At 40.2% G+C, this 19,476-nt stretch carries 17 protein-coding genes; 2 read left to right on the top strand and 15 right to left on the bottom strand.

Annotation, left to right across the window (positions count from 1 at the left end; all coding sequences use genetic code 11):
- Positions 1 to 43: 43 nt before the first annotated feature.
- Entirely contained in the window at positions 44 to 2,074 is a 2,031-nt protein-coding gene (locus AC1Z3S_RS10305; RefSeq protein ID WP_461740309.1) for an FtsX-like permease family protein, read from the bottom strand.
- On the bottom strand, positions 2,052 to 2,831 hold the full coding sequence (locus AC1Z3S_RS10300) for an ABC transporter ATP-binding protein (protein WP_461738379.1): 780 nt from the start codon (positions 2,829 to 2,831) through the stop codon (positions 2,052 to 2,054). The genes AC1Z3S_RS10305 and AC1Z3S_RS10300 overlap by 23 nt, the downstream gene beginning before the upstream one ends.
- Positions 2,832 to 3,043: 212 nt before the next feature.
- On the opposite strand from AC1Z3S_RS10300, the gene nrdD reads away from it, so the two are divergent.
- Positions 3,044 to 5,242: an anaerobic ribonucleoside-triphosphate reductase gene (gene nrdD / locus AC1Z3S_RS10295; RefSeq protein ID WP_461740523.1), complete on the top strand. Its 2,199-nt coding sequence runs from the start codon at positions 3,044 to 3,046 to the stop codon at positions 5,240 to 5,242.
- Positions 5,243 to 5,401: 159 nt separating this feature from the next.
- Positions 5,402 to 5,968: an anaerobic ribonucleoside-triphosphate reductase activating protein gene (gene nrdG, locus AC1Z3S_RS10290; RefSeq protein ID WP_461740308.1), complete on the top strand. Its 567-nt coding sequence runs from the start codon at positions 5,402 to 5,404 to the stop codon at positions 5,966 to 5,968.
- A gap of 129 nt (positions 5,969 to 6,097) precedes the next feature.
- On the opposite strand, the gene AC1Z3S_RS10285 is transcribed toward nrdG, so the two are convergent.
- The 13 genes from AC1Z3S_RS10285 to AC1Z3S_RS10225 all read right to left on the bottom strand — a co-directional run bounded on the left by AC1Z3S_RS10285 (position 6,098) and on the right by AC1Z3S_RS10225 (position 19,461).
- Complete coding sequence (locus AC1Z3S_RS10285; protein WP_461740307.1) at positions 6,098 to 7,774, bottom strand: hypothetical protein; 1,677 nt, start codon at positions 7,772 to 7,774, stop codon at positions 6,098 to 6,100.
- A gap of 22 nt (positions 7,775 to 7,796) precedes the next feature.
- Entirely contained in the window at positions 7,797 to 8,795 is a 999-nt protein-coding gene (locus AC1Z3S_RS10280; protein WP_461740306.1) for a hypothetical protein, read from the bottom strand.
- Positions 8,796 to 8,857: 62 nt separating this feature from the next.
- Positions 8,858 to 9,991 (bottom strand): WxLIP family cell surface protein, encoded by a 1,134-nt coding sequence (locus tag AC1Z3S_RS10275; protein ID WP_461740305.1) that lies wholly within the window; start codon positions 9,989 to 9,991, stop codon positions 8,858 to 8,860.
- A gap of 22 nt (positions 9,992 to 10,013) precedes the next feature.
- Positions 10,014 to 10,739: a WxL domain-containing protein gene (locus AC1Z3S_RS10270; RefSeq protein ID WP_461740304.1), complete on the bottom strand. Its 726-nt coding sequence runs from the start codon at positions 10,737 to 10,739 to the stop codon at positions 10,014 to 10,016.
- Between the two features lie 44 nt (positions 10,740 to 10,783).
- On the bottom strand, positions 10,784 to 11,491 hold the full coding sequence (locus tag AC1Z3S_RS10265) for a WxL domain-containing protein (protein ID WP_461740303.1): 708 nt from the start codon (positions 11,489 to 11,491) through the stop codon (positions 10,784 to 10,786).
- A gap of 633 nt (positions 11,492 to 12,124) precedes the next feature.
- On the bottom strand, positions 12,125 to 13,249 hold the full coding sequence (gene dinB / locus AC1Z3S_RS10260) for a DNA polymerase IV (RefSeq protein ID WP_461740302.1): 1,125 nt from the start codon (positions 13,247 to 13,249) through the stop codon (positions 12,125 to 12,127).
- A 193-nt stretch (positions 13,250 to 13,442) separates the two neighbouring features.
- Complete coding sequence (locus tag AC1Z3S_RS10255) at positions 13,443 to 13,784, bottom strand: P-II family nitrogen regulator (protein WP_461738385.1); 342 nt, start codon at positions 13,782 to 13,784, stop codon at positions 13,443 to 13,445.
- Between the two features lie 18 nt (positions 13,785 to 13,802).
- Positions 13,803 to 15,017, bottom strand: a complete 1,215-nt coding sequence (locus AC1Z3S_RS10250; protein ID WP_461740301.1) for an ammonium transporter — start codon at positions 15,015 to 15,017, stop codon at positions 13,803 to 13,805.
- A gap of 166 nt (positions 15,018 to 15,183) precedes the next feature.
- Positions 15,184 to 15,294, bottom strand: coding sequence for a putative metal homeostasis protein (locus AC1Z3S_RS10245; RefSeq protein ID WP_265458796.1), 111 nt, complete (start codon positions 15,292 to 15,294; stop codon positions 15,184 to 15,186).
- Between the two features lie 37 nt (positions 15,295 to 15,331).
- On the bottom strand, positions 15,332 to 16,813 hold the full coding sequence (locus AC1Z3S_RS10240; RefSeq protein WP_461740522.1) for a zinc ABC transporter substrate-binding protein AdcA: 1,482 nt from the start codon (positions 16,811 to 16,813) through the stop codon (positions 15,332 to 15,334).
- 378 nt (positions 16,814 to 17,191) lie between these two features.
- Positions 17,192 to 18,061 (bottom strand): 16S rRNA (cytidine(1402)-2'-O)-methyltransferase, encoded by an 870-nt coding sequence (rsmI, locus tag AC1Z3S_RS10235; RefSeq protein ID WP_461740300.1) that lies wholly within the window; start codon positions 18,059 to 18,061, stop codon positions 17,192 to 17,194.
- Between the two features lie 229 nt (positions 18,062 to 18,290).
- A complete protein-coding gene (locus tag AC1Z3S_RS10230) occupies positions 18,291 to 18,635 on the bottom strand; it encodes a DNA replication initiation control protein YabA (protein ID WP_461740299.1) in 345 nt (114 codons plus the stop codon).
- A complete protein-coding gene (locus tag AC1Z3S_RS10225; RefSeq protein ID WP_461740298.1) occupies positions 18,628 to 19,461 on the bottom strand; it encodes a PSP1 domain-containing protein in 834 nt (277 codons plus the stop codon). Before AC1Z3S_RS10225 ends, AC1Z3S_RS10230 begins: the two co-directional genes overlap by 8 nt.
- Positions 19,462 to 19,476: the final 15 nt, after the last annotated feature.

Below are 19,476 nucleotides of genomic sequence, written 5' to 3'. Positions count from 1 at the left end.
AACGAACCGCTGATAAAAGCTTTTTTGCCCTTTTTCTGAAAATCTATAGATCCACCACTCGGCGATAAAAATTCGCCGTCAAGATGTAAAACATTAGATAGACCACCACGGTAAAAATAATAAAAATATTCGGTAGCCAAAAATTAGTAAAGGTTAGGTAACGGGACAACAGGTAAATCCCAAAAAAAGAATTTAGGACAATCACAGAAGTAATCGGAATAAAAACGAGGGCATTTTCCCAATACATGACCCGCAAGATTTTTCTTTTAGGAATTCCTAAAAGATGCAGCAGCTGATAATTTTCTTTGCCGTGTTCGGCCTCAGCAATCTGGCGTAGAGCAATAATACTGCCCGTTGTAATCAAAGCAATTAATCCGATAAAAACCGTCACATAAATCACTAAGCCTGATTGTCGGCGGGTCAGCCGCCAATTAGGATACTGACTAGAATAATTTAATCTTTGTACCATCGACGGGCCTTGGTTTCCACTGGCAATTTCGCCGACCACTGCTGAGCCATTCCAATTAAGGTCATAGCTAAGGGCGTAATCGTAAGCCACTGGCAAGTTTTCCGAAACAGCTTGCACTAAGGCCTCCAAATTTTGATTATTGGTGTTAAAGGCTGCTATTTGATAACTATAGCCCTCCAGCTGGTCAAACAGCTCATCTGAAACAACAAAAGTCACATAACCATAACGTAGAAGCGTCAATCCCAAGCGATCCGCTGTCGCCCGCTGAATCGTCACCGGCTGATTACCCAGATATGCTCTGGAATCATATTCAAAAATATAGCTGAAAAGATTTTGAACTGTGTCTAATAAAACCACCTGCTGACTATTTTTCAATTTAATATTCGGCAGCCCCTGATTAACTTCTTGATACTCTTGATAATTTGACAGTGAAATTACATCCACCAGTTCCACCGCTGAGCTGCCTTGATTGTTCACCAAATTGCCTGTCAGATAGCCGCCAACTGTTTTAAAGTTCAACGTTTCCTCAGCTGTTACTGCGCCATCATTTTCCTCAACAATGTCTTTGAGACGAGGATATTGATCGGCCGCCACTTGAAAATCAGTTGGGTCGGTATAATAAACCTCCCTCAGAGAAATCATAAAAGTTGAAAAGGCCAAACTGATTAAAATAATCGCTATGCTCATGGTGGCCGTGATGCCGGCAGTTGTGCGGCGGTTGCGGGTTAGACGGGCCCGCAGATTGCCAATCAGTAGACCTGTTAAATTCTGTTCTGTAATTTTGCGGCTGCGCCCGACAAGCCACAGCAGCCAGCGCAAACCCCAGATAAAGAAAAAAATGGTGCCGACACTCGCCAAAAACAGTGTAATCAAAATACCGAGAAAATTCGCATAAAAACCTGAACCATCAAAAAAATTGGCCAACCATCTTCCCAGAGCTAAGGTCTGAAAAGCTCCTAAATAGGAAAGTAATAGAAACAATACACTAATTGCCCCCAGCACCTTTTGCCAGCCCCTCATTTCAAGTTGTTGGCTGGTCAGCTGATCCATTTTAAACAATTGATGGGTTGAATAGTCCTGCAAAATCCAAGCGGTGCGCATGGCCACAATCAACAAAATAAAAAACATGGTACCCGCCGTTAAACCAACTGATCGCCAAGAAATAAAAAAGCTGCTTTCAATACTCAAGGCCATCGCCTTAACCAAAATCATGGAAAACATTTTGGAAAACACGATGCCAATCACAATACCAATTCCTAGACTTAAGATCCCTAGAATAATAATTTCACTAATAAAAAGCCCGGTAATTTTCCAGCGATTGAGACCGAATAAATGATAGATGCCAATTTCCTCTGCCCGCCTTCTTAAGAAAAAGCGATTGGTACTCAGCATAAAAAATAATAAAATCCCAATCACAGCAATTTGTCCTAAAACTAAGACCTGTGACAGGTGAATATCCTGATTAGCTCGCACAATAATCGCATCATTATAAGTCAGCGCACTAAAGGTATAAAAAATCGTCACCGCTAAAATCATACTCAAAAAATAAATCAGATAGCTTCTAACTTGCCGGCGAAAACTTTTAAAGGCTAGCCGAAATAGCATTGCTGCGCCCTCCCCCGCCGATAGTCGCCTGCATATCAATCACCTTATTGAAAAATTCACGGCGGGAACCCCGTCGCACAATTTCAGAAAAAATGGCGCCGTCTTTGATAAATAAAATCCGATTGCAATAGCTCGCCGTGTAAGGATCATGGGTCACCATTAAAATCGTGGTGTCCTTATGTAAAGAAATATCATGAAGGTAATTCAATAGTTCAGTGGCAGAAGTCGAATCCAACGCCCCAGTTGGCTCATCAGCAAAAATAATTTTGGGCTCTTCGATTAAGGCCCGAGCTGCTGCCACCCTTTGTTTTTGTCCCACCGATAATTCATCGGGATATTGATTCAAAATCCCTTTGATTCCTAACATTTCACTAGCCATTGCGATTTTTTGGTCGATTTCAGCCAGTGATTTTTTTTCAACCGCCAGTGGCAATAAAATATTGTCTCGGGCCGTTAAAGTATTCATTAAATGAAAATCCTGCAAAATAAACCCTAAATTTTTTCTGCGGAACTCGCTGAGATTATCGCCTTTAAGACTAGTTAAATCGGCACCATTAATTACAATGCTGCCGAGGGTCGGAAAACTGATTGTCGATAAGATATTTAATAAAGTTGTCTTACCGGCACCACTTGGCCCCATAATGCCAACAAATTCTCCCTCCTCTACAGAAAAAGAAATATTCTCCAGCACATTGACTTTATTTTTTCGACTGCCAAAGGTTTTGGTCAGATTTTTTACATCAATAATTGTTTTCATCTCATCACTTCCTCCCCTCTATCATAGCATATTCAGCCAAAAATCCCGTCAAACAAGCCTAAACAGTGGACCCACTATATCTGGTGGCTATCTTTCAAAATATTCTCTATAAAATACCAGATATTGATAAATATCTTCCGGAAAACTATTGCTCTATCTTGTGAAATGTTTTATTATAGAAAGCGAGATTAAAGGAAATGAGTGTGAAAAAAATGATGAAAATCCAACGGGAAAATACGGAAATTCTACTGCATCCAAGACTTGCAAAATTCAAAGTTGTCAAACGGGATGGTCGCTTAGTGGACTTTGACGACCAAAAAATTTACGATGCTTTAGTTAAAGCGGAAGCCAAAATTAATGGTTCCATCGACCCTTTAGCCCACGAACGAATTCAAGAAATTGTCAACCGGATTGACCAAGAAATCAGCGAACGCTTCGCCCATAACGTAAAAATTTATGAAGTCCAAAATGTGGTTGAACACATTTTACTTGAGAAAAACGAATATGACTTGGCTCAAGAATATATCAACTACCGGACGCAACGGGACTTTGAACGCTCCAAAGCAACCGATATTAATTTTACCATTGGCAAGCTGATTAACAAAGACCAAACTGTTGTCAACGAAAACGCTAACAAAGATAGTGATGTTTTTAACACACAGAGAGATCTGACCGCTGGGATTGTTGGAAAATCCATCGGCTTAAAAATGTTGCCGCCCCATGTGGCCAATGCTCATCAAAAAGGTGACATTCATTATCATGATTTGGACTATCATCCATACACACCGATGACCAATTGTTGCTTAATTGACTTTAAAACTATGCTGACTGAAGGCTTCAAGATTGGCAATGCCGAAGTTGAATCGCCTAAATCAATTCAAACAGCAACGGCTCAAATTTCACAAATTATCGCCAATGTCGCCTCTAGCCAGTACGGCGGTTGTTCAGCAGACCGGGTGGATGAACTACTAGCACCCTTTGCAAAATTAAATTACCAAAAACATTTAAAAGATGCGGAAGAATGGATTGAAGTTGCTGATAAACGTAAAGCCTATGCCTTAGCTAAAACTCAAAAAGATATTTATGATGCTATGCAGAGTTTGGAATATGAAATCAATACCCTGTTCACCTCCAATGGGCAAACACCTTTTACTTCCCTTGGCTTTGGCCTTGGCACAAATTGGTTTGAACGGGAAATCCAACGGGCCATTTTGCAAATTCGCATTAACGGACTTGGCAGTGAGCATCGGACAGCCATCTTCCCGAAATTAATTTTTACTTTAAAACGTGGTGTCAATTTATCTGAAAACGACCCGAATTACGATGTTAAGCAGTTAGCCTTAGAATGTGCTACTAAACGGATGTATCCTGATATTTTAAGTTATGACAAAATTGTTGAATTAACCGGTAGTTTTAAAGTACCAATGGGCTGCCGCTCATTTTTACAAGGCTGGCAGGATGAAAATGGCCAAGAAATTAATGTCGGCCGGATGAATCTTGGGGTAGTCACCTTGAATTTACCGCGGATTGCGTTAGAATCCTCCGGCAACCTTGATCGCTTCTGGCAAATTTTAGAAGAACGCTTAGGCATTATGAAAGATGCCCTTGTGTATCGTGTTGAACGCTGTAAAGAAGCTTCACCTGCTAATGCGCCAATTTTGTATATGTATGGCGCCTTTGGCAAACGATTAAACCGTAAAGATGCCGTTAATGAATTGTTTAAAAATAAACGTGCGACTATTTCCCTCGGCTACATCGGCTTGTATGAAGTAGCATCCGCCTTTTTCGGAGGCGAATGGGAGCAAGATGCTGAAGCCAAAGAATTTACTTTGAGCATCTTAAAAGAATTGAAGGCTCATGCTGATGATTGGGGCAACGAGTACGGCTATCACTTCAGCGTCTATTCTACTCCAAGTGAAAGCTTAACAGATCGGTTCTGCCGCTTAGACACTGAAAAATTTGGCGTTGTAGCTAATATTACTGATAAGGAATACTATACCAATAGTTTCCATTATGATGTCCGCAAGAACCCAACACCTTTTGAAAAATTGGACTTTGAAAAAGATTATCCAAAATATTGTTCCGGCGGGTTCATCCACTACTGTGAATATCCTGTGCTACAACAAAATCCCAAAGCTTTAGAAGCTGTTTGGGATTACGCCTATGACCGGGTCGGCTATCTAGGTACCAATACACCAATTGACCACTGTTATGAATGTGGATTTGAAGGTGACTTTAATCCAACTGCCCGCGGCTTTGAATGTCCCGAATGTGGCAATCACGATCCAAAGTCATGTGACGTTGTCAAAAGAACCTGCGGCTACCTTGGAAATCCTCAAGCTCGTCCGATGGTCCATGGCCGCCATAAAGAAATTTCATCACGAGTTAAACATATGAAAAAAAACAACTGAACAAACTCTCTTAATAAAACTAAGTCAAATAAAATTAAAAAAATTGCGCCTTGACCTTGTCTTGGCGCAATTTTATCTGTAGTGAATTGTTTGGCAGTATCTATTTTTTATTGTTTTCACTCACTTATTAAATAAAAGAATTTGCAAGGAGGGATTTTCTTGAATAATCCTCAACCAAAAGAGTGGTTGGCAAGTCAATATAGTAAAAATTATTATGCTGATTATAAACCCTTAAATTTTGTCGATGGCGAAGGCGTCAGAAATAGTCTTTATGTCAGTGGCTGCTTGTTTAACTGTGAGGGCTGCTTTAATAAAGCTGTCCAAAATTTCCAATATGGTCAACCTTTCACTGATGAACTGGAGGATCAAATAATGGCGGACTTACAACCAGACTATGTTCAAGGTCTGACCTTATTAGGCGGAGAACCTTTTTTAAATACAGAAGTCTGTTTGAAAGTTGTTACACGCTTACGAAAAGAATACGGAAGTAGTAGAGATATCTGGAGCTGGACTGGCTATACTTTTGAAGAATTACTACAAGAATCCTCAGACAAACTGGAGTTATTATCCTACGTAGATATCTTGGTTGATGGCCGTTTTGAGTTGGCAAAAAAAAATCTCAAGCTGCAATTTCGTGGCAGCAGCAATCAGCGAATCATCGACGTCCCAAAATCTTTAGCTGAAAACCAAGTTGTCATTTGGGAAAAGTTGCAAGCAGGAAAGTAATTACAGTTTCTTTTCTTAATTTAAAAAACTTTCTTAACACAAAAAACTAATTGTATTTGAAACGTTCTGAAAATCCAGACCACTTCAGATACAATTAGTTTTTTTCTTCCATATTTAGTGGACCAAGCTTCAATAGTCAATTTCTCCAACCACAGTCCAATTAATGGTGGCCTCATAAGCCCCAGCTTCAGGGGAACCTTTTACAAATAAGGAAAACCCATTTTTCTGGTTTTCTGCAGTCGCTTCCAAGTCTTTAGCATAGGTCCAGTTTTGTGAAATTTCATAACCTTCCTCCGTGCTGGCATCAGGGTCTACTTGCGGATCAAAAATTTTAAAGGAATTATCTACAAGATTAACTGATTGTCCATCTTTATAATACCTCAAAATCCCTTCCAAGGCTTTTCCTTCACCGCTGCCTTCCACTTTCTTTTTCAAAGGTTCACCAGTGACATATAGTTGCCAATGTTGTAGGTTAGAGCGATTCAATACATGAAGCTTGCCGTCAATTTTTTCAGGGAAAAACTCTGCTTCAGCAAAACCTGCAACCTGATCACCAAAGTCAATAATATTGGGTACCTCAAAACCAGGATTTACAGGAATCAAATAAGAGGTCAACTCAATAGCTCCCCCTTGTAAGTCTGATAAAGCTAAGTTAACGTAATCTCCCTCTTGAAAATGCTGGCTAGCTTCGCCAAGCCTGCCATATTCAAATTTCCAACCTCTTTGATCATACTTGTAATTCCTGAATTGGAAGGGATAACTTCCATCGACTAATTGGGTATCATCAACGGTCGTCTGTACCGACTCAAGTAATTCATTCACTTCTAAATCCCAATAATGAATGGTGAAGTGATACTCTCTAGGCAATACCTTTACCTTTTGTGAAATTATATTGGACTCCAAGCCAAATTTATCGACAGCTTTTAATCTAATTTCCTGTTCACCACAACCGCTCACATCTGTAAAAGGAAGGCTTTGCTGCCATTCCCGTTCCCCAATAATAGGATCTCCTGTTATTGTATCTCCTAAATTAATCCATTCACCTGCACCGATTGAATAATACACATCGGCTGTGTTTGATTCAACAGAAGAAACTTGACCAGAAAGAGTGATAGATTCACCTAGAGTAACTTCTAAATCATTTTGAAGATTTACTGAAAAACTTGGTGGGTCCACAATATGCTGGACAGTCAGTTGATTAGGAAGTATTGGTCCAACAGTATTCCCTCTGGTGGGCATTGCACTGCCGCTAAAGATAACCTTCTGGGGTTCATTAATAGCTGATAAGAAATAATCTAAAGGCTTTAGACTGCCAGTAGAATCTTCAATCTGCTGATTTACAGTAACCCTTCGCCCGCCATTATTTGTGATATCTTCTTTAGTAAAAAAGTCCACTACCCGCACAAAACGATTATTTCTGCCCCCTTGAGCTGTCAATGCTGGGTTATTTAAATCAAGATACGTCATTAAAGAACCATGATGATCAAGTGTCAATGAGCGATTCCACAAATTTTCTCCTGGCAAAGTTTGAGTATAACTGTCGTTGATAACTTCTAAAAACTCATCCGGATGGTAATCCCCTTGAGTATCAAGTTGGCTTTGCAGATTGTAGCTTTTAGTTGAATCTAAGTTCAAGCCTTCTGGTGACAGCCTGCCAGTCGGATCACGGAGTATGTCGATTGGTGAAAAGTAACTGCTCCAACTATTCACCTGCAAGTTAGTTTTTGCCTTGTTAGCTCTTATCTTATCTAAAACAAACAAGGTGTCTTCCACCTCATGAAGCGTTGAACGTTCATTGATACCCATAACTTCTGGAGAGAGTGTCTGGTCATTTGGCAGAATATAAAAATCTAAAGGAAGGGAATTTCGGATGAGGGGGTAAATTACCTCGTGTTAGAATTTTCCCGGGACTATTATCCGCAGCTTCAAAAGCCTGTGGATTTTTTTCAGGCGTAACTCCTAAAGCTAATAATTCTTCTGTGGATAGATTTCCTGTATAACGACTGATATCAAAAGCATAGTGGACAGTTCCTTCACCCGCTAAAAAGCCCAACCCTGTAACATTTACCAATCTTTCCATTTCCTCAGCAGAGGTTGTCATCTCTTCTTTTTGTTCATCAGTAAAATTTCGATAATCTACTCCTCTTATTAGCAAATAAATCGCTGAAGGATCTTCTTTGCTGTATTTTGTGTAGCGAGGTACAACAGTAATTGGAAAGTAAATATCAGAAAAAGTCGGAATTCCCATTGCCCTAATGTTGAACTTCGTACTAGCTCCCATACTGGACCAGTCAATACATTTGGCCATCGCCTGAGCATCTACTCCTGGAGGAAATTCCAACCGTAAATACAGACCATAATTGCCAGCTCTAAAATCATCTTTAGTTTTTTCCCAGCCACCATTCATATTATTACTCGCATAAATCGGTAAAAAATGCGAAACTTGGAATTTTCCGCCTTTAAGAGGCTCATTGGGAGAAGCAGGGGTATATTGGCCTTTCAGTTCACTTTTTTGCATCCACAGTATCGGCTCACGAATGGTAATTTTCGTATTGCTTAAGTGAGTGAAGTCATTATTTGTTGACCAAGCTCCGCCAAGCCCGGTACTTTGGGGTGTACCGTATTGTGCTTCCATCAAGGAAGTCAGAAAAATGCCATCCTCCACTACCTCCACTTCACCAGTCACACCAGTTTCACCTGTCAAATCTGCTGGATACTCTTTAGCAAAAACCCACGGGTCAAAGTCATTCGCCTGCTGAATTTTAGGCAGAGTAAATAAGCTAGCCGCAATTGTTGCCAGTAAAATAAGCCAAAAAATTTTTTTCATTTATGCCACCTTCTTACTCTCTCCGATATCCTCGCTTAATTTCACAGAACGCTTTAAAAACTCTATGGGTGACTTACCTTTCTGCTAATGTTTTTTTTCCTTTTGCTCTTTTTCTTTTCCTCTAGTTTAATTCTCTTTGACCGTTCGTAGTGATATTTCAGCCAAATAATCAGCATCAATGCTAGCAAACCACCGATGATTAGATAGGGGGGCCAATTAAATTTACTTTCTTTCATAGGTGGATCGTTGATGGCTTCTGCCGCCAACGCCTGCACCTCATTTTCAGTAATAGTAAAATTCTCCCGCCAACGCCAAGTTTTCTCTGACCATTTAGGGTCATTTGTAGTGGCCGTCAATTCCATCGTATATTGGCCCGCTTCCATCGGTTGATTTTCAAAGAATATGGGAAAACTATAGTTGGAGTTTGGTGCCATCGTTATGTTTTCTAGTGAATTTTTGTAAAGCACTTGATATTCATCTTTGGGCATAATTTCAGCGGCTACTTTCAGCTGAGAAACCACAGTTGGCAAATCATTTTGAAGATTTGCGTGCACTACTTTACGGTAGTTGTTCATGCCAGTTGTGATATCCAACAAGTTTAAATTAGGTTCGGCAATCTCTTGATTGACCGTCAATTTAATTCCCAATGCATAGCTGTATTTGTTAGAAATTGAGATGCCTTCCTGGCTATTTTCTCCTTCGACAACCTGATCTGCTCTTTCGAAATACCAAGAGCCTACATAAGCCCCGTCTTGAATATCCTCCGGCACTTGAATATCTACTGAAACAGTCTGGCTCTCCCCAGGAGCAACCTCGGCCTGAATATCAGAAGCAGCTACTGCAGCAAAGTCGCTGATTTTGAAGCGTAAACTTTTATCATAGGTTTCAGCGGCAGAAGTGTAGCTAATCTGCCCGTTTTCATTTGTATAGGTTGTAAATATCTCGGAATTTACCGTAATTGGCTGATCATCACTACTAAAAATAGTCGCTTGAATCCTTCGTTTTTCCCCCGGTTGGACTAGTAAATCAAAAAATGAACTGTTATTTGAAACTAGTGCTCCCTCAGGTTGCATCTTTTGAACTGAATAATTAGCACTATTTTGCTGATTATCTTCGCCACTTGCTCGCACTTCGATAGGCAGAAAAAATAAACTCCACAGACCGAAAAATAAAAGGTAAGATTTAATTTTTTTCATGATGACCTCCAATTATCCAACATCAGGATGTGATTTCTGCAGTCAATATCCAGTTGATTACTGATGTGAAGTTGCCTTCTTTTGCCGTTTTAGCTGGAATCTTCAAACTAACGCTTGCCGCATCCCACTCAGATGTTGAAACACCTTTTCCAGCGGCTTTATCAGCAGCAATGGAAAAAATACTCGTTTCTTGGCCCGCCCCAGCCGTCAAGTTCACTTGAGCCGTACTAAAATTACTATCAACGGCTGTCGGATCAATGTTCAAACTATTTCTGGCTTCTCCTTTTGGCAAAACTATTGTGGAGCCAGTTAATTGATCTGTACCGTTAACAAACTCACTGCGGGTTACTTTAACCACCCAGCCATCACTTTTAGTCCGGTTATCAGACACTTGTAAATAGTGCAATTTTCTTGTAGCCTCACTTGGGATATTGGGATAGATAACCTCGTTCATTTCAACTATCTGATCGCCAAAATCAAATAATGAAGGAACTAAATCTAGAGATAGAGGCCCTTTTTCTCCTGTCACATAATTATTTTTTAAAATATCTTCCAGTTCGGGATTAACTAGTTCGAGAGCTGGATTTTCAGGGTCTTTAGGTGTGGTTACTTTGTTATTCTCCTTAAAGTCAATGATCCCTTGAGTTTCACCAACATTAACTGGATCATCAGTAGCCAAGGCCGGAACAGCAGTCACAAGACAAAAAGCGCTTACAATTAATCCTGTTAAAATAATTTGTTTCTTCATAATATTCCCCTTCTCTTGTTATTATTAATCTGTACCAGTAAAAATTAAGCTGTCACAGTTGCCGTCAAGGTCCAAATAATCTCATTGCTGTATGCTCCCACAACTGATACACCATTTGGCACAGTCAGTTTTACATCTTTAGCTAACCAATTGGCAATTGAGACGGCTTTCCCATTATCAGTCCCAACCGGCAAGAAAAAATCTTCTTCTGCTGTTGTAATTTCGACTTCATCAATAAAAAAATCGGTCCCATTCAAATTTTCTTTGAGACTATTCAAGGCTGTCCGTTCTGGAATGGTCAAAAATGAGCCAGTCAGCTTATGTCCCTCAGCAGTCGCCAAATAATCGGCTTGTTTAACAGTAACTTTCCAACCAGAAACTTGACCACGATTATCGGTCACTTGAATATACTGTTTCTTTGTTGCATTCTCTGGATCATCTGCCTTTTGATTTACCCCTTGATAGACAACTTGCTCCAAACTCATTCTCTGTTGTCCAAAGTCAAATTCTTTAGGAATAACGTCAAGGGACAGAGGACCTTTATTATCCGTGATAACGTGTTCATCATCAGGATCTTCTAATTCTTTTGTGGGATCATCTGGATCTCTCGGCGTCGTCACCTCTTCATTTTCAAGTAATGACAAGCGCCCAGGTGTTATTTCACCAGTGTCAGCGGCTTGAAGGCCAGTTGGAGCAGCAAACCCGATTAATAGAATGACCGAAAACAAACAACTCAACATTTTCTTTTGCATTTTTTCCTCCTTTTGGTGAGAAACTAGTGTGACGAGTGGGTCTCAAAGTGGCAGTAGTTAATGGATTGAGACGACTGGTTGATTTTTTGAATCAGTTGGGCTATATTCCTGTAATTAAACTTGGAGAATAAAACTAACTTACCTGATTCCTTGATGCAAAAAAGCTCCAGTGTCACTAGTGATCATTCTGCATATCATACTCGCATTCTTTGTTCTCTCTATTCTAAGAAATCAGAATTGCCAACAACAATCTAAAAAACTGGCAACATCCACGTTAAAATGAAAAACAGCAAAGGACAAGATAAGTTAGTTTCTCTACAAAAGAAAGAACTCCTCTTAAGGAAAATATACTATTTCCCTCTTTTTTTGTCAATATAATTAATTATTATTATATATATTGAATAAAATATATCGTTTTGTAGATTTGTACAACTTAATCTCTCCATTAATCAAATTAAAAAAAATACATCCACAACTTCTCCACAGAATATAATTAACAATACCCATTGTTCTTCAACCAAAGTCTGCCGTAACAGTTAAAAAGATTTAAAGCTGATTGACAGCAAATCATGTTCTTACTTTTTGGCTGTATTTCAGGTAGTTTAAAATTCTGTTTTGTTGTGGACGCATTTTTTATTTTTTATGGGTCTCTGGCCATAATGGCAGCGTGATATTTTCATAAGTCATGGGATCTAGATTAGTAATTGTAACACCTAGCAAACGAATCCCTTTTTCAAGGCCTTGGACCTCCTCCCATATCAAACTGGCCTCAGCAAAAATCGCTTCTTTTTCATGCAGGTACTCCCGCAAAGTCGTTCTTTTAGTAATGGTCGTAAAATCAGCATAACGGACTTTCAGCACCACTGTTTTGCCATGTTTTTGCTCTTTTTTCAAAGCACCAGCAACTTTTTCTGAAAGTTGCCTTAGCTGAGTAAGAACCTCTGATTCAGTTGTCAGTAGTTTTCCATAGGTGTGTTCCTTGCCGACTGATTTGCGATTACGTAAGGTATTGACTGGGGAATCATGCACACCTCTGACTTTACGATAGAGGGAATACCCCATCTTGCCAAAGCGGCGAATCAATTCCATCTCGCTTTTTTCATATAAATCAGCGCCAGTAAAGATACCCAACTCCTGCATTTTAGGCACGGTTTTTTTACCTATACCGTGAAACTTTTCAATAGGCAATTCCTTTAAAAAGGTAATGGCCTCATCAGGCATGACAACCGTCATCCCCCTTGGTTTTCGATAGTCAGAGGCTAATTTTGCTAAAAATTTATTGTAACTAATACCAGCCGACGCCGTCAAATGGACTTCCTGCCAAATATCCCGTTGAATCAGACTAGCAATCTTGATAGCTGATTTACTCTGTAGCTTGTTTTCAGTGACATCCAGATAAGCCTCGTCAATGGAAACTGCCTCGACAATATCCGTATAACGATAAAAAATTTGACGAATCTGGCGCGAAATCTCTGAGTATTTTTGATGATCCCCCGGTTTAAAAATCGCCTGCGGACACAACTCAAAAGCCTTCTGAGCACTCATGGCAGAATGAATACCATACTTTCGGGCTTCATAGTTAGCAGTCGTCACCACTCCTCGACCGCCGGTATCACTGGGATGTCTGGCGATGACTAGCGGCTTTCCGACTAATTCAGGATGGTCCCGCTCTTCAACGGCCGCAAAAAAAGCATCCATATCAATATGAATAATCTTTCGCGAAGTATCATTTTTCAAAGGAAACTGTAGCTCCACCACGTCAATCACCTCCTCCACATTATAAACCAAACGTTAGTTCCCTTTCAAGTGGGGAAGCCACGACGTACACTCAAAAGATGCAAAATTGTCGAAAACTTTAGAATACTCCTTTATAGCAGAAAAAGCACCTGCGGCTTCGCAGATGCTTTTTCTGGAAATGCTATTTTGAAAAATTTATAAGGTAGACAATTATTTAAATTGCCGCACGTCCTCTTTCCCCCGTGCGAATGCGAATCGCTTCTTCAACATTGGTAATAAAAATTTTGCCATCACCAACACCCTCTGTACCGCAAATACTTAAAATCATGTCGATTACTCGGTCGACGTCTTCATCTTGTACGACAAAGCTGATTGCCACCTTTGGTAGTAAGGTTGTGATGACTTCCTGACCTCTAACATACTCTTTAAAGCCCTTCTGCCGGCCAAAGCCTAAAACCTGAGCAACTGTCATCCCGGAGGTTTCTGTTCCTTGATCAATAGCCGCTTTTACTTCTTCTAGTTTTTCCTGTTGAATAACCGCATCTATTTTTTTCATTGATAACTTCCTCCATTATTAAGAATCTAAGCCCATAAACGTTGGGTAAGCTGATTCGTCATGTTCGCTGTGATCTAAGCCCAGCGCTTCTTCTTGAGCAGAAACACGAATCGGCATAAACAATTTGATAATTCGGATGATGATAAATGTTGCTAAACCGGCAAAAATTGCTGTGAAGACAATTGAAGCGACTTGAGCGATAAATAAGTTGGCTTCACCATAGATTAAGCCTGTGTGGCCTAATGCTGGATCGGCAAAGATACCTGTCATGATTCCGCCGAAAATTCCGCCAATACCATGGCAACCAAAAGCATCTAATGCATCATCATAGCCAAGTTTATGCTTGATAACTGAAATAAAGTAATAACAGAAAGGACTAACTAAAGCACCGATAATCAATGAAGACCAAAGGCTGACAAAACCGGCACCTGGTGTAATAGCAACCAGACCGACAACCGCCCCAGTACAAGCGCCGACAACTGTTGGCTTACCAATTGTTAATTTTTCAATCAGCATCCAAGAAAGCATCGCTGCGGCTGCAGAAGTATTCGTTGTTAATAACGCATGGACTGCCAAACCATCTGCTGCTAAAGCCGAACCGGCATTGAATCCGAACCAACCGAACCATAAAAGCCCTGTTCCTAACACGATGAAAGGAATGTTATGGGGACGGTACTCCGTTTGCTTGAAGCCACGGCGCTGACCAACAACTAAAGCTAATACCAAACCAGAAATTCCTGAGCTGATGTGAACAACATTCCCACCGGCGAAATCGATTGAGCCGATTGCATCTAAGAAGCCACCGCCCCAAACCATGTGGGCCAATGGTGAATACACGATAACCAACCAAGCGGCAATAAATAAGAAAATTGCTGAGAAACGCATCCGACCAACAACTGAACCGGTAATAATTGCTGTGGTGATTAGAGCGAACATCATTTGGAATCCAGCAAATAATCCATCTGGAATCCCTTCGCCTTCACTCATCGAAACACCGTTTAAGAAAAGATTGTCTAAGTTCCCGATAAATAGACCGTCTCCACTAAAGGATAATGTGTAGCCAATACCAATCCAAATTACTGAAGCTAAGCCCATAACGCAGATAACCATCATCATGGTATTTAAAATATTTTTGCGTCGTTCTAAGCCCCCGTAAAAAAATGCTAGTGCCGGCGTCATCAAGAAAACCATCGCCGAACAGATAATAATAAATGCAATATTTGCTGCTTCCATAATTCCAACTCCCTTTTAAGTAAATTAATCAACCTTCAATTGATTATGTTAGATATAGTAACATCAAATTTCGGATAAAACTAGATTATTTTTGAAAATTATCAGAAAAAATGAAAAAAGCTCTATTTTCGCGTTAAGTTTCCTAACACGAAAAGAGAGCTCAACTTTATTTATTTTTCTTTTTAAGAGCCTTCAGCATTTTCAACGCCCGTTTTCGAGTTCTAATATTCGGGCTCTTTAAATTGCGATAAGCTGTTGATAAATTTTGTTTTTCCATCCTACTTCACCTATTTTTTTCTGTAAATTAATGTTGCTTAGTGAACCATCATCTCTTGGGCAATTTCAAAGCCGGATAAATCTTCAGGATAATAAGTCGGCCAGTGATCCATCTCTGCTAACAAAGCTTCTTGACTGTCATTACCAAAATAAATATGGAAATGGGCCGCTTTCGTTGAAGTAATATCATGATCACTAAATTGAACATATTTGAATGCGCCACCGCTGTCATCAAGTGCCTCAAATAAGTAGCGCACACCACGATTGCTGGCAGCATAATTTAAAATTTGATAGCCGGTATATTGATACTCACTGGAAACAGTTTGACCGTCTTCGTCTGTAAAGCTCATCGTATCTTCCGTGATTTCAATTTCATTGATGGTTGTCTGGTAGCCTGTTTGATAGTAGGCAAAATACTCGTCTAGTGTTTTACTCGAGTCTAGCTTGGCTTTATAAGCCATCACCTGATCTAATGAGCCATCTTCTAAATACGGATAGACAGATTGCCAGTTACCTTGCCAGTCTGATAGCGGGCGATTGCTTACATCACTATCAGCGAAATAACCGTTGTAGACAGTTTGTTCTTTTTCGACAGTCGGTAATGTCGAAGTCCGTTCATTATTAATGGTTCTAGTTAAGGCCGTCAGATTCTCCTCCATCACTGAAATATAATCTTCACCTGCTGCCTGCTGCTCCTTTGTTAGTCCTTCTAAAGGATTTAAAACTAATAACTCCACACCGGTTTCTTCCGCTAAGGTGCGAGCTACAGCTTCTGTGGCATTTTCCTCAAAATAGATATACTGCAAATCCTGCTCCAAAACAAATTCCTTTAATTCAGCTAAACGACTGGCAGAAGGTTCTTCATTTGCTGATAGCCCAGTAATCGGCACTTGATTCAAGCCATATTCTAAAGCTAAATAACCAAAGGCTGAATGCTGTGTGACAAAGGTTTTCTGAGTGGCGTTGGTAAGTTGATCTTGGTAAGCCTCATCCAATGCTGTCAATTTTTCAAGATAGGCTGCTGCATTCTCTTCAAAGGCCTGAGCTTTTTCAGGATAAGCCGTCATCAGTTGATCACGAATCGCCACAACTTCTTTGATCGCCAAACTTGGTGCTAACCAAACGTGGGGATCTAATTCATGGCTGTGACCTTCATGACCGGCCTCATCATGGCTATGCTCGTGTCCAGCCTCATCTCCAGGCAGTAAAATCATGCCTTCTGTTGCTTTCACCACATGAACATCGCCATCGGCTAGCGTACCTTCAATCTCTGGTACCCAAGTCTCCATATTTTCATTGTTGTAGACAAAGACATCTGCATCCTGGATATCTGCCAAATTTCTGGCACTTGGTTCATAATCATGGGCCTCTGTGCCAGCTGGTATCATCAGCTCGACTGTTCCCTCATCACCAACAATATTTTTAGTAAAATCATACATGGGATAAAAAGAAGCAATCACCTTGACTTCTCCTGTCTCGGTTTGCCCTTCTGTTTCCCCACAGCCACTCAAGCCACTCATTCCTAATAAAACGAATAGTCCCGCTAAATACTTTTTCACTGATATCTCCTTTTAAATCCCGAATTTTTTTGTTCAATCAATTACGATTTGCTCAACCCAAAGCGTAATGGTTTCGATTTGAACAGAAGGAGTTTACCAGAGGCTTTTTGACTTGTCAAATTTTTTACAAAAAAAACTGTGACACAAGTTTATACAAATATAGTTTCTCCGAAAACTATTCAGTATGAGCTACTAAATATTGTTCTTTTGTCATTTATAATCTTCAAATGACAAGGCACTCATACTATTTGTCTGGCAAATCTGATGATTCACAGGACAAATAGCAGCATTCGGATAATATATTTGTATAAAACTTCTGTCACAGTCATGCTTGACTAGTTAATTTTCATTTAATTCATGGTATGCATTATAAACGATTTGTTTTTTTAAATCATTGCGGCGGGCGGTTTCTTTAATGGCATCTTTTGTGGTCAGGCCATTTTCAATCAAGGCCGCCACCTGCTCTTTTAAAGTGCCTTCAGGTAGAGCAATTGTTTTAACACCAGTAAATCCGGCCACCAAAAGACAAATCTCACCTTTTAATTCCGTTTCTGCCAGATATGTCTGCAGTTCTGCTAAACTCCCCCGCAGATATTCTTCATGAATTTTAGTGAGCTCCCGACAAATTACAGCTTCCCGTTCCCCAAAGACCTCCAGTAAGATATCAATTGTAGCTTTGATTCGGTGAGGGGATTCATAAAAGATGCTAGTAGTTGATTCTTCTAATATTTCTTCAAGAAAAGCCACCTGTTCTTTTTTCTTACGGGGTAAAAATCCATAAAAGCTAAAGGGCTGCGGGTTTAAACCAGATGCGATTAAAGCTGTCACTCCAGCAGTCGGCCCCGGCAAAGCGACCACTGAAATATTTTCCGCTATACAGCTTTTGACCAGTTCATGACCGGGATCACTGATTGACGGCATGCCGGCATCACTCACCTGAGCAACATCTTTGCCGCTCTTTAAAAACTCAAGCAAATAAGGAATTCGCTCGCGATAGTTATGCTCATGTAAACTTTTTTGCGGTGTTTGCAAATCAAAATGATTCAGCAATTTTTGCGTGTTGCGGGTATCTTCACTGGCAATCAGGTCAGCATTGCCTAAAGTTTTGATGGCTCTAAAAGTCATATCCTCTAAGTTGCCGATTGGCGTCGGCACTAAATAAAGAGTACCCGCCACCTGTCCCTGCTGAAAGCTTTTTTGTTTATTCATTGGCAGTTCCCTTCTAGACGAAATAAAGACTGCAGCTTTAGTTTGCCAGACAACTATCCGAAATCATCACTACTCAGACTTATTTACTAAGTAGTTTTCGGAAATGTTTGTCAGGTTCACAACTAAAGTCACAGCCTCTTTTGTTTAATTTTTTTACATTGGTTCATTCACCGGCGACAAATGCTTATCGCCGTTTTTTCCAGCAAATTAAGCAGTTAAAATTTTATCGCTATTTGGTACTCTCGCGATAGATAACTCCTGAACAAAGCAGACAAGGTTCATCATTTTCCCGTCTGGAACCATAGAATTCATTACAGACATGAAAACCGTCTTCGTAAATTTTCTCCAGGTTCATCCGAGATTGCGATAGTCCAGCCGTCTTTTTAGCGCTGGCTTCTTTGGCTTGATCCAGCTCCTGTAAATGCTGCCGTAGACGCTGATTCTCCATCTCCAAGGTTGCATTTTTTTCTACCAATTGTAATAAAGATTCCTTCATGCGAATCAATTCAGCCAAGGAATTGCTTAATTCAGTTTCCAATTCGTTCAATCCGTCATATAGGGATCTTTTATCCAATTGTTTCACCTGCTTTGGCTAAAGCTGTAGCTTCTTTGATTTCTTCATTGGTGAACTCGACTGCTGCTTCATGGCCAGCTAAGCGGACTTTGACAATCCGACTAAGCATATTTAGCCCAACGACCCGACCTTTGCCATCTGGCGTGATGACTTCTTTGCCATAATCCGGCATTTCTTTTTTGGCAACTTTGTACTCGTCATTTTCATATTTCAAACAACACATCAAGCGACCACAGAGACCGGAAATTTTAGCAGGATTTAAAGACAACCCCTGATCCTTTGCCATCTTAATTGAAACAGGAATAAAATCCCCTAAAAAAGTTGAACAGCAGAGCTGGCGGCCACAAGGACCAATCCCGCCTAAAGCCTTGGCTTCATCTCTGACCCCTACTTGGCGCAGCTCAATCCGCGTGCGAAAAACCGCAGCTAAATCTTTGACTAATTCTCGAAAATCGACCCGACCATCAGCGGTAAAGGAAAAAATAATTTTACTGCGGTCAAAGGTGTATTCCACCTGTATTAGCTTCATTTCTAAGCCGTGTTCTTTGATTTTTTTCTTAGCAATCTGAAACGCTTCTTTGGCATCCTGCTGATTTTCTTCAGCTTTTGCCAATTCTTTCGACGAAGCCTTATGCAAAATCGGCTTCAATTCCTCCGGTAAATCCTCCGGCGCAAATTCCTTTTTAGGAATCGCCACGGTCGCCATAAATTTGGCCTGTTGAGATTCGACAATTACTTTTTCATCGTATTGATACTCGGCTTTACCAGGGGAAAAATAATAAATGTGTCCAGCTGGACGATAACGAACTCCGACAACTTCTACCACCTAAAAGCCTCCTTA

Source organism: Enterococcus sp. LJL90 (assembly GCF_056924355.1).
Note: the sequence above shows the minus strand (reverse complement) of the source record. Positions and strands in the feature narration are given on the sequence as shown.

What these genes read in the sequence shown, in the direction of transcription:
- AC1Z3S_RS10240 (WP_461740522.1), bottom strand. Translation starts at nt 16,813, where the DNA reads ATGAGTGGCTTGAGTGGCTGTGGGGAAACAGAAGGGCAAACCGAGACA.
- AC1Z3S_RS10255 (WP_461738385.1), bottom strand. Translation starts at nt 13,784, where the DNA reads ATGAAAAAAATAGATGCGGTTATTCAACAGGAAAAACTAGAAGAAGTA.
- AC1Z3S_RS10250 (WP_461740301.1), bottom strand. Translation starts at nt 15,017, where the DNA reads ATGGAAGCAGCAAATATTGCATTTATTATTATCTGTTCGGCGATGGTT.
- nrdD (WP_461740523.1), top strand. Translation starts at nt 3,044, where the DNA reads ATGATGAAAATCCAACGGGAAAATACGGAAATTCTACTGCATCCAAGA.
- AC1Z3S_RS10265 (WP_461740303.1), bottom strand. Translation starts at nt 11,491, where the DNA reads ATGCAAAAGAAAATGTTGAGTTGTTTGTTTTCGGTCATTCTATTAATC.
- AC1Z3S_RS10275 (WP_461740305.1), bottom strand. Translation starts at nt 9,991, where the DNA reads ATGAAAAAAATTAAATCTTACCTTTTATTTTTCGGTCTGTGGAGTTTA.
- AC1Z3S_RS10270 (WP_461740304.1), bottom strand. Translation starts at nt 10,739, where the DNA reads ATGAAGAAACAAATTATTTTAACAGGATTAATTGTAAGCGCTTTTTGT.
- rsmI (WP_461740300.1), bottom strand. Translation starts at nt 18,061, where the DNA reads ATGAATAAACAAAAAAGCTTTCAGCAGGGACAGGTGGCGGGTACTCTT.
- AC1Z3S_RS10305 (WP_461740309.1), bottom strand. Translation starts at nt 2,074, where the DNA reads ATGCTATTTCGGCTAGCCTTTAAAAGTTTTCGCCGGCAAGTTAGAAGC.
- AC1Z3S_RS10285 (WP_461740307.1), bottom strand. Translation starts at nt 7,774, where the DNA reads ATGGGTATCAATGAACGTTCAACGCTTCATGAGGTGGAAGACACCTTG.
- AC1Z3S_RS10245 (WP_265458796.1), bottom strand. Translation starts at nt 15,294, where the DNA reads ATGGAAAAACAAAATTTATCAACAGCTTATCGCAATTTAAAGAGCCCG.
- AC1Z3S_RS10280 (WP_461740306.1), bottom strand. Translation starts at nt 8,795, where the DNA reads ATGAAAAAAATTTTTTGGCTTATTTTACTGGCAACAATTGCGGCTAGC.
- AC1Z3S_RS10300 (WP_461738379.1), bottom strand. Translation starts at nt 2,831, where the DNA reads ATGAAAACAATTATTGATGTAAAAAATCTGACCAAAACCTTTGGCAGT.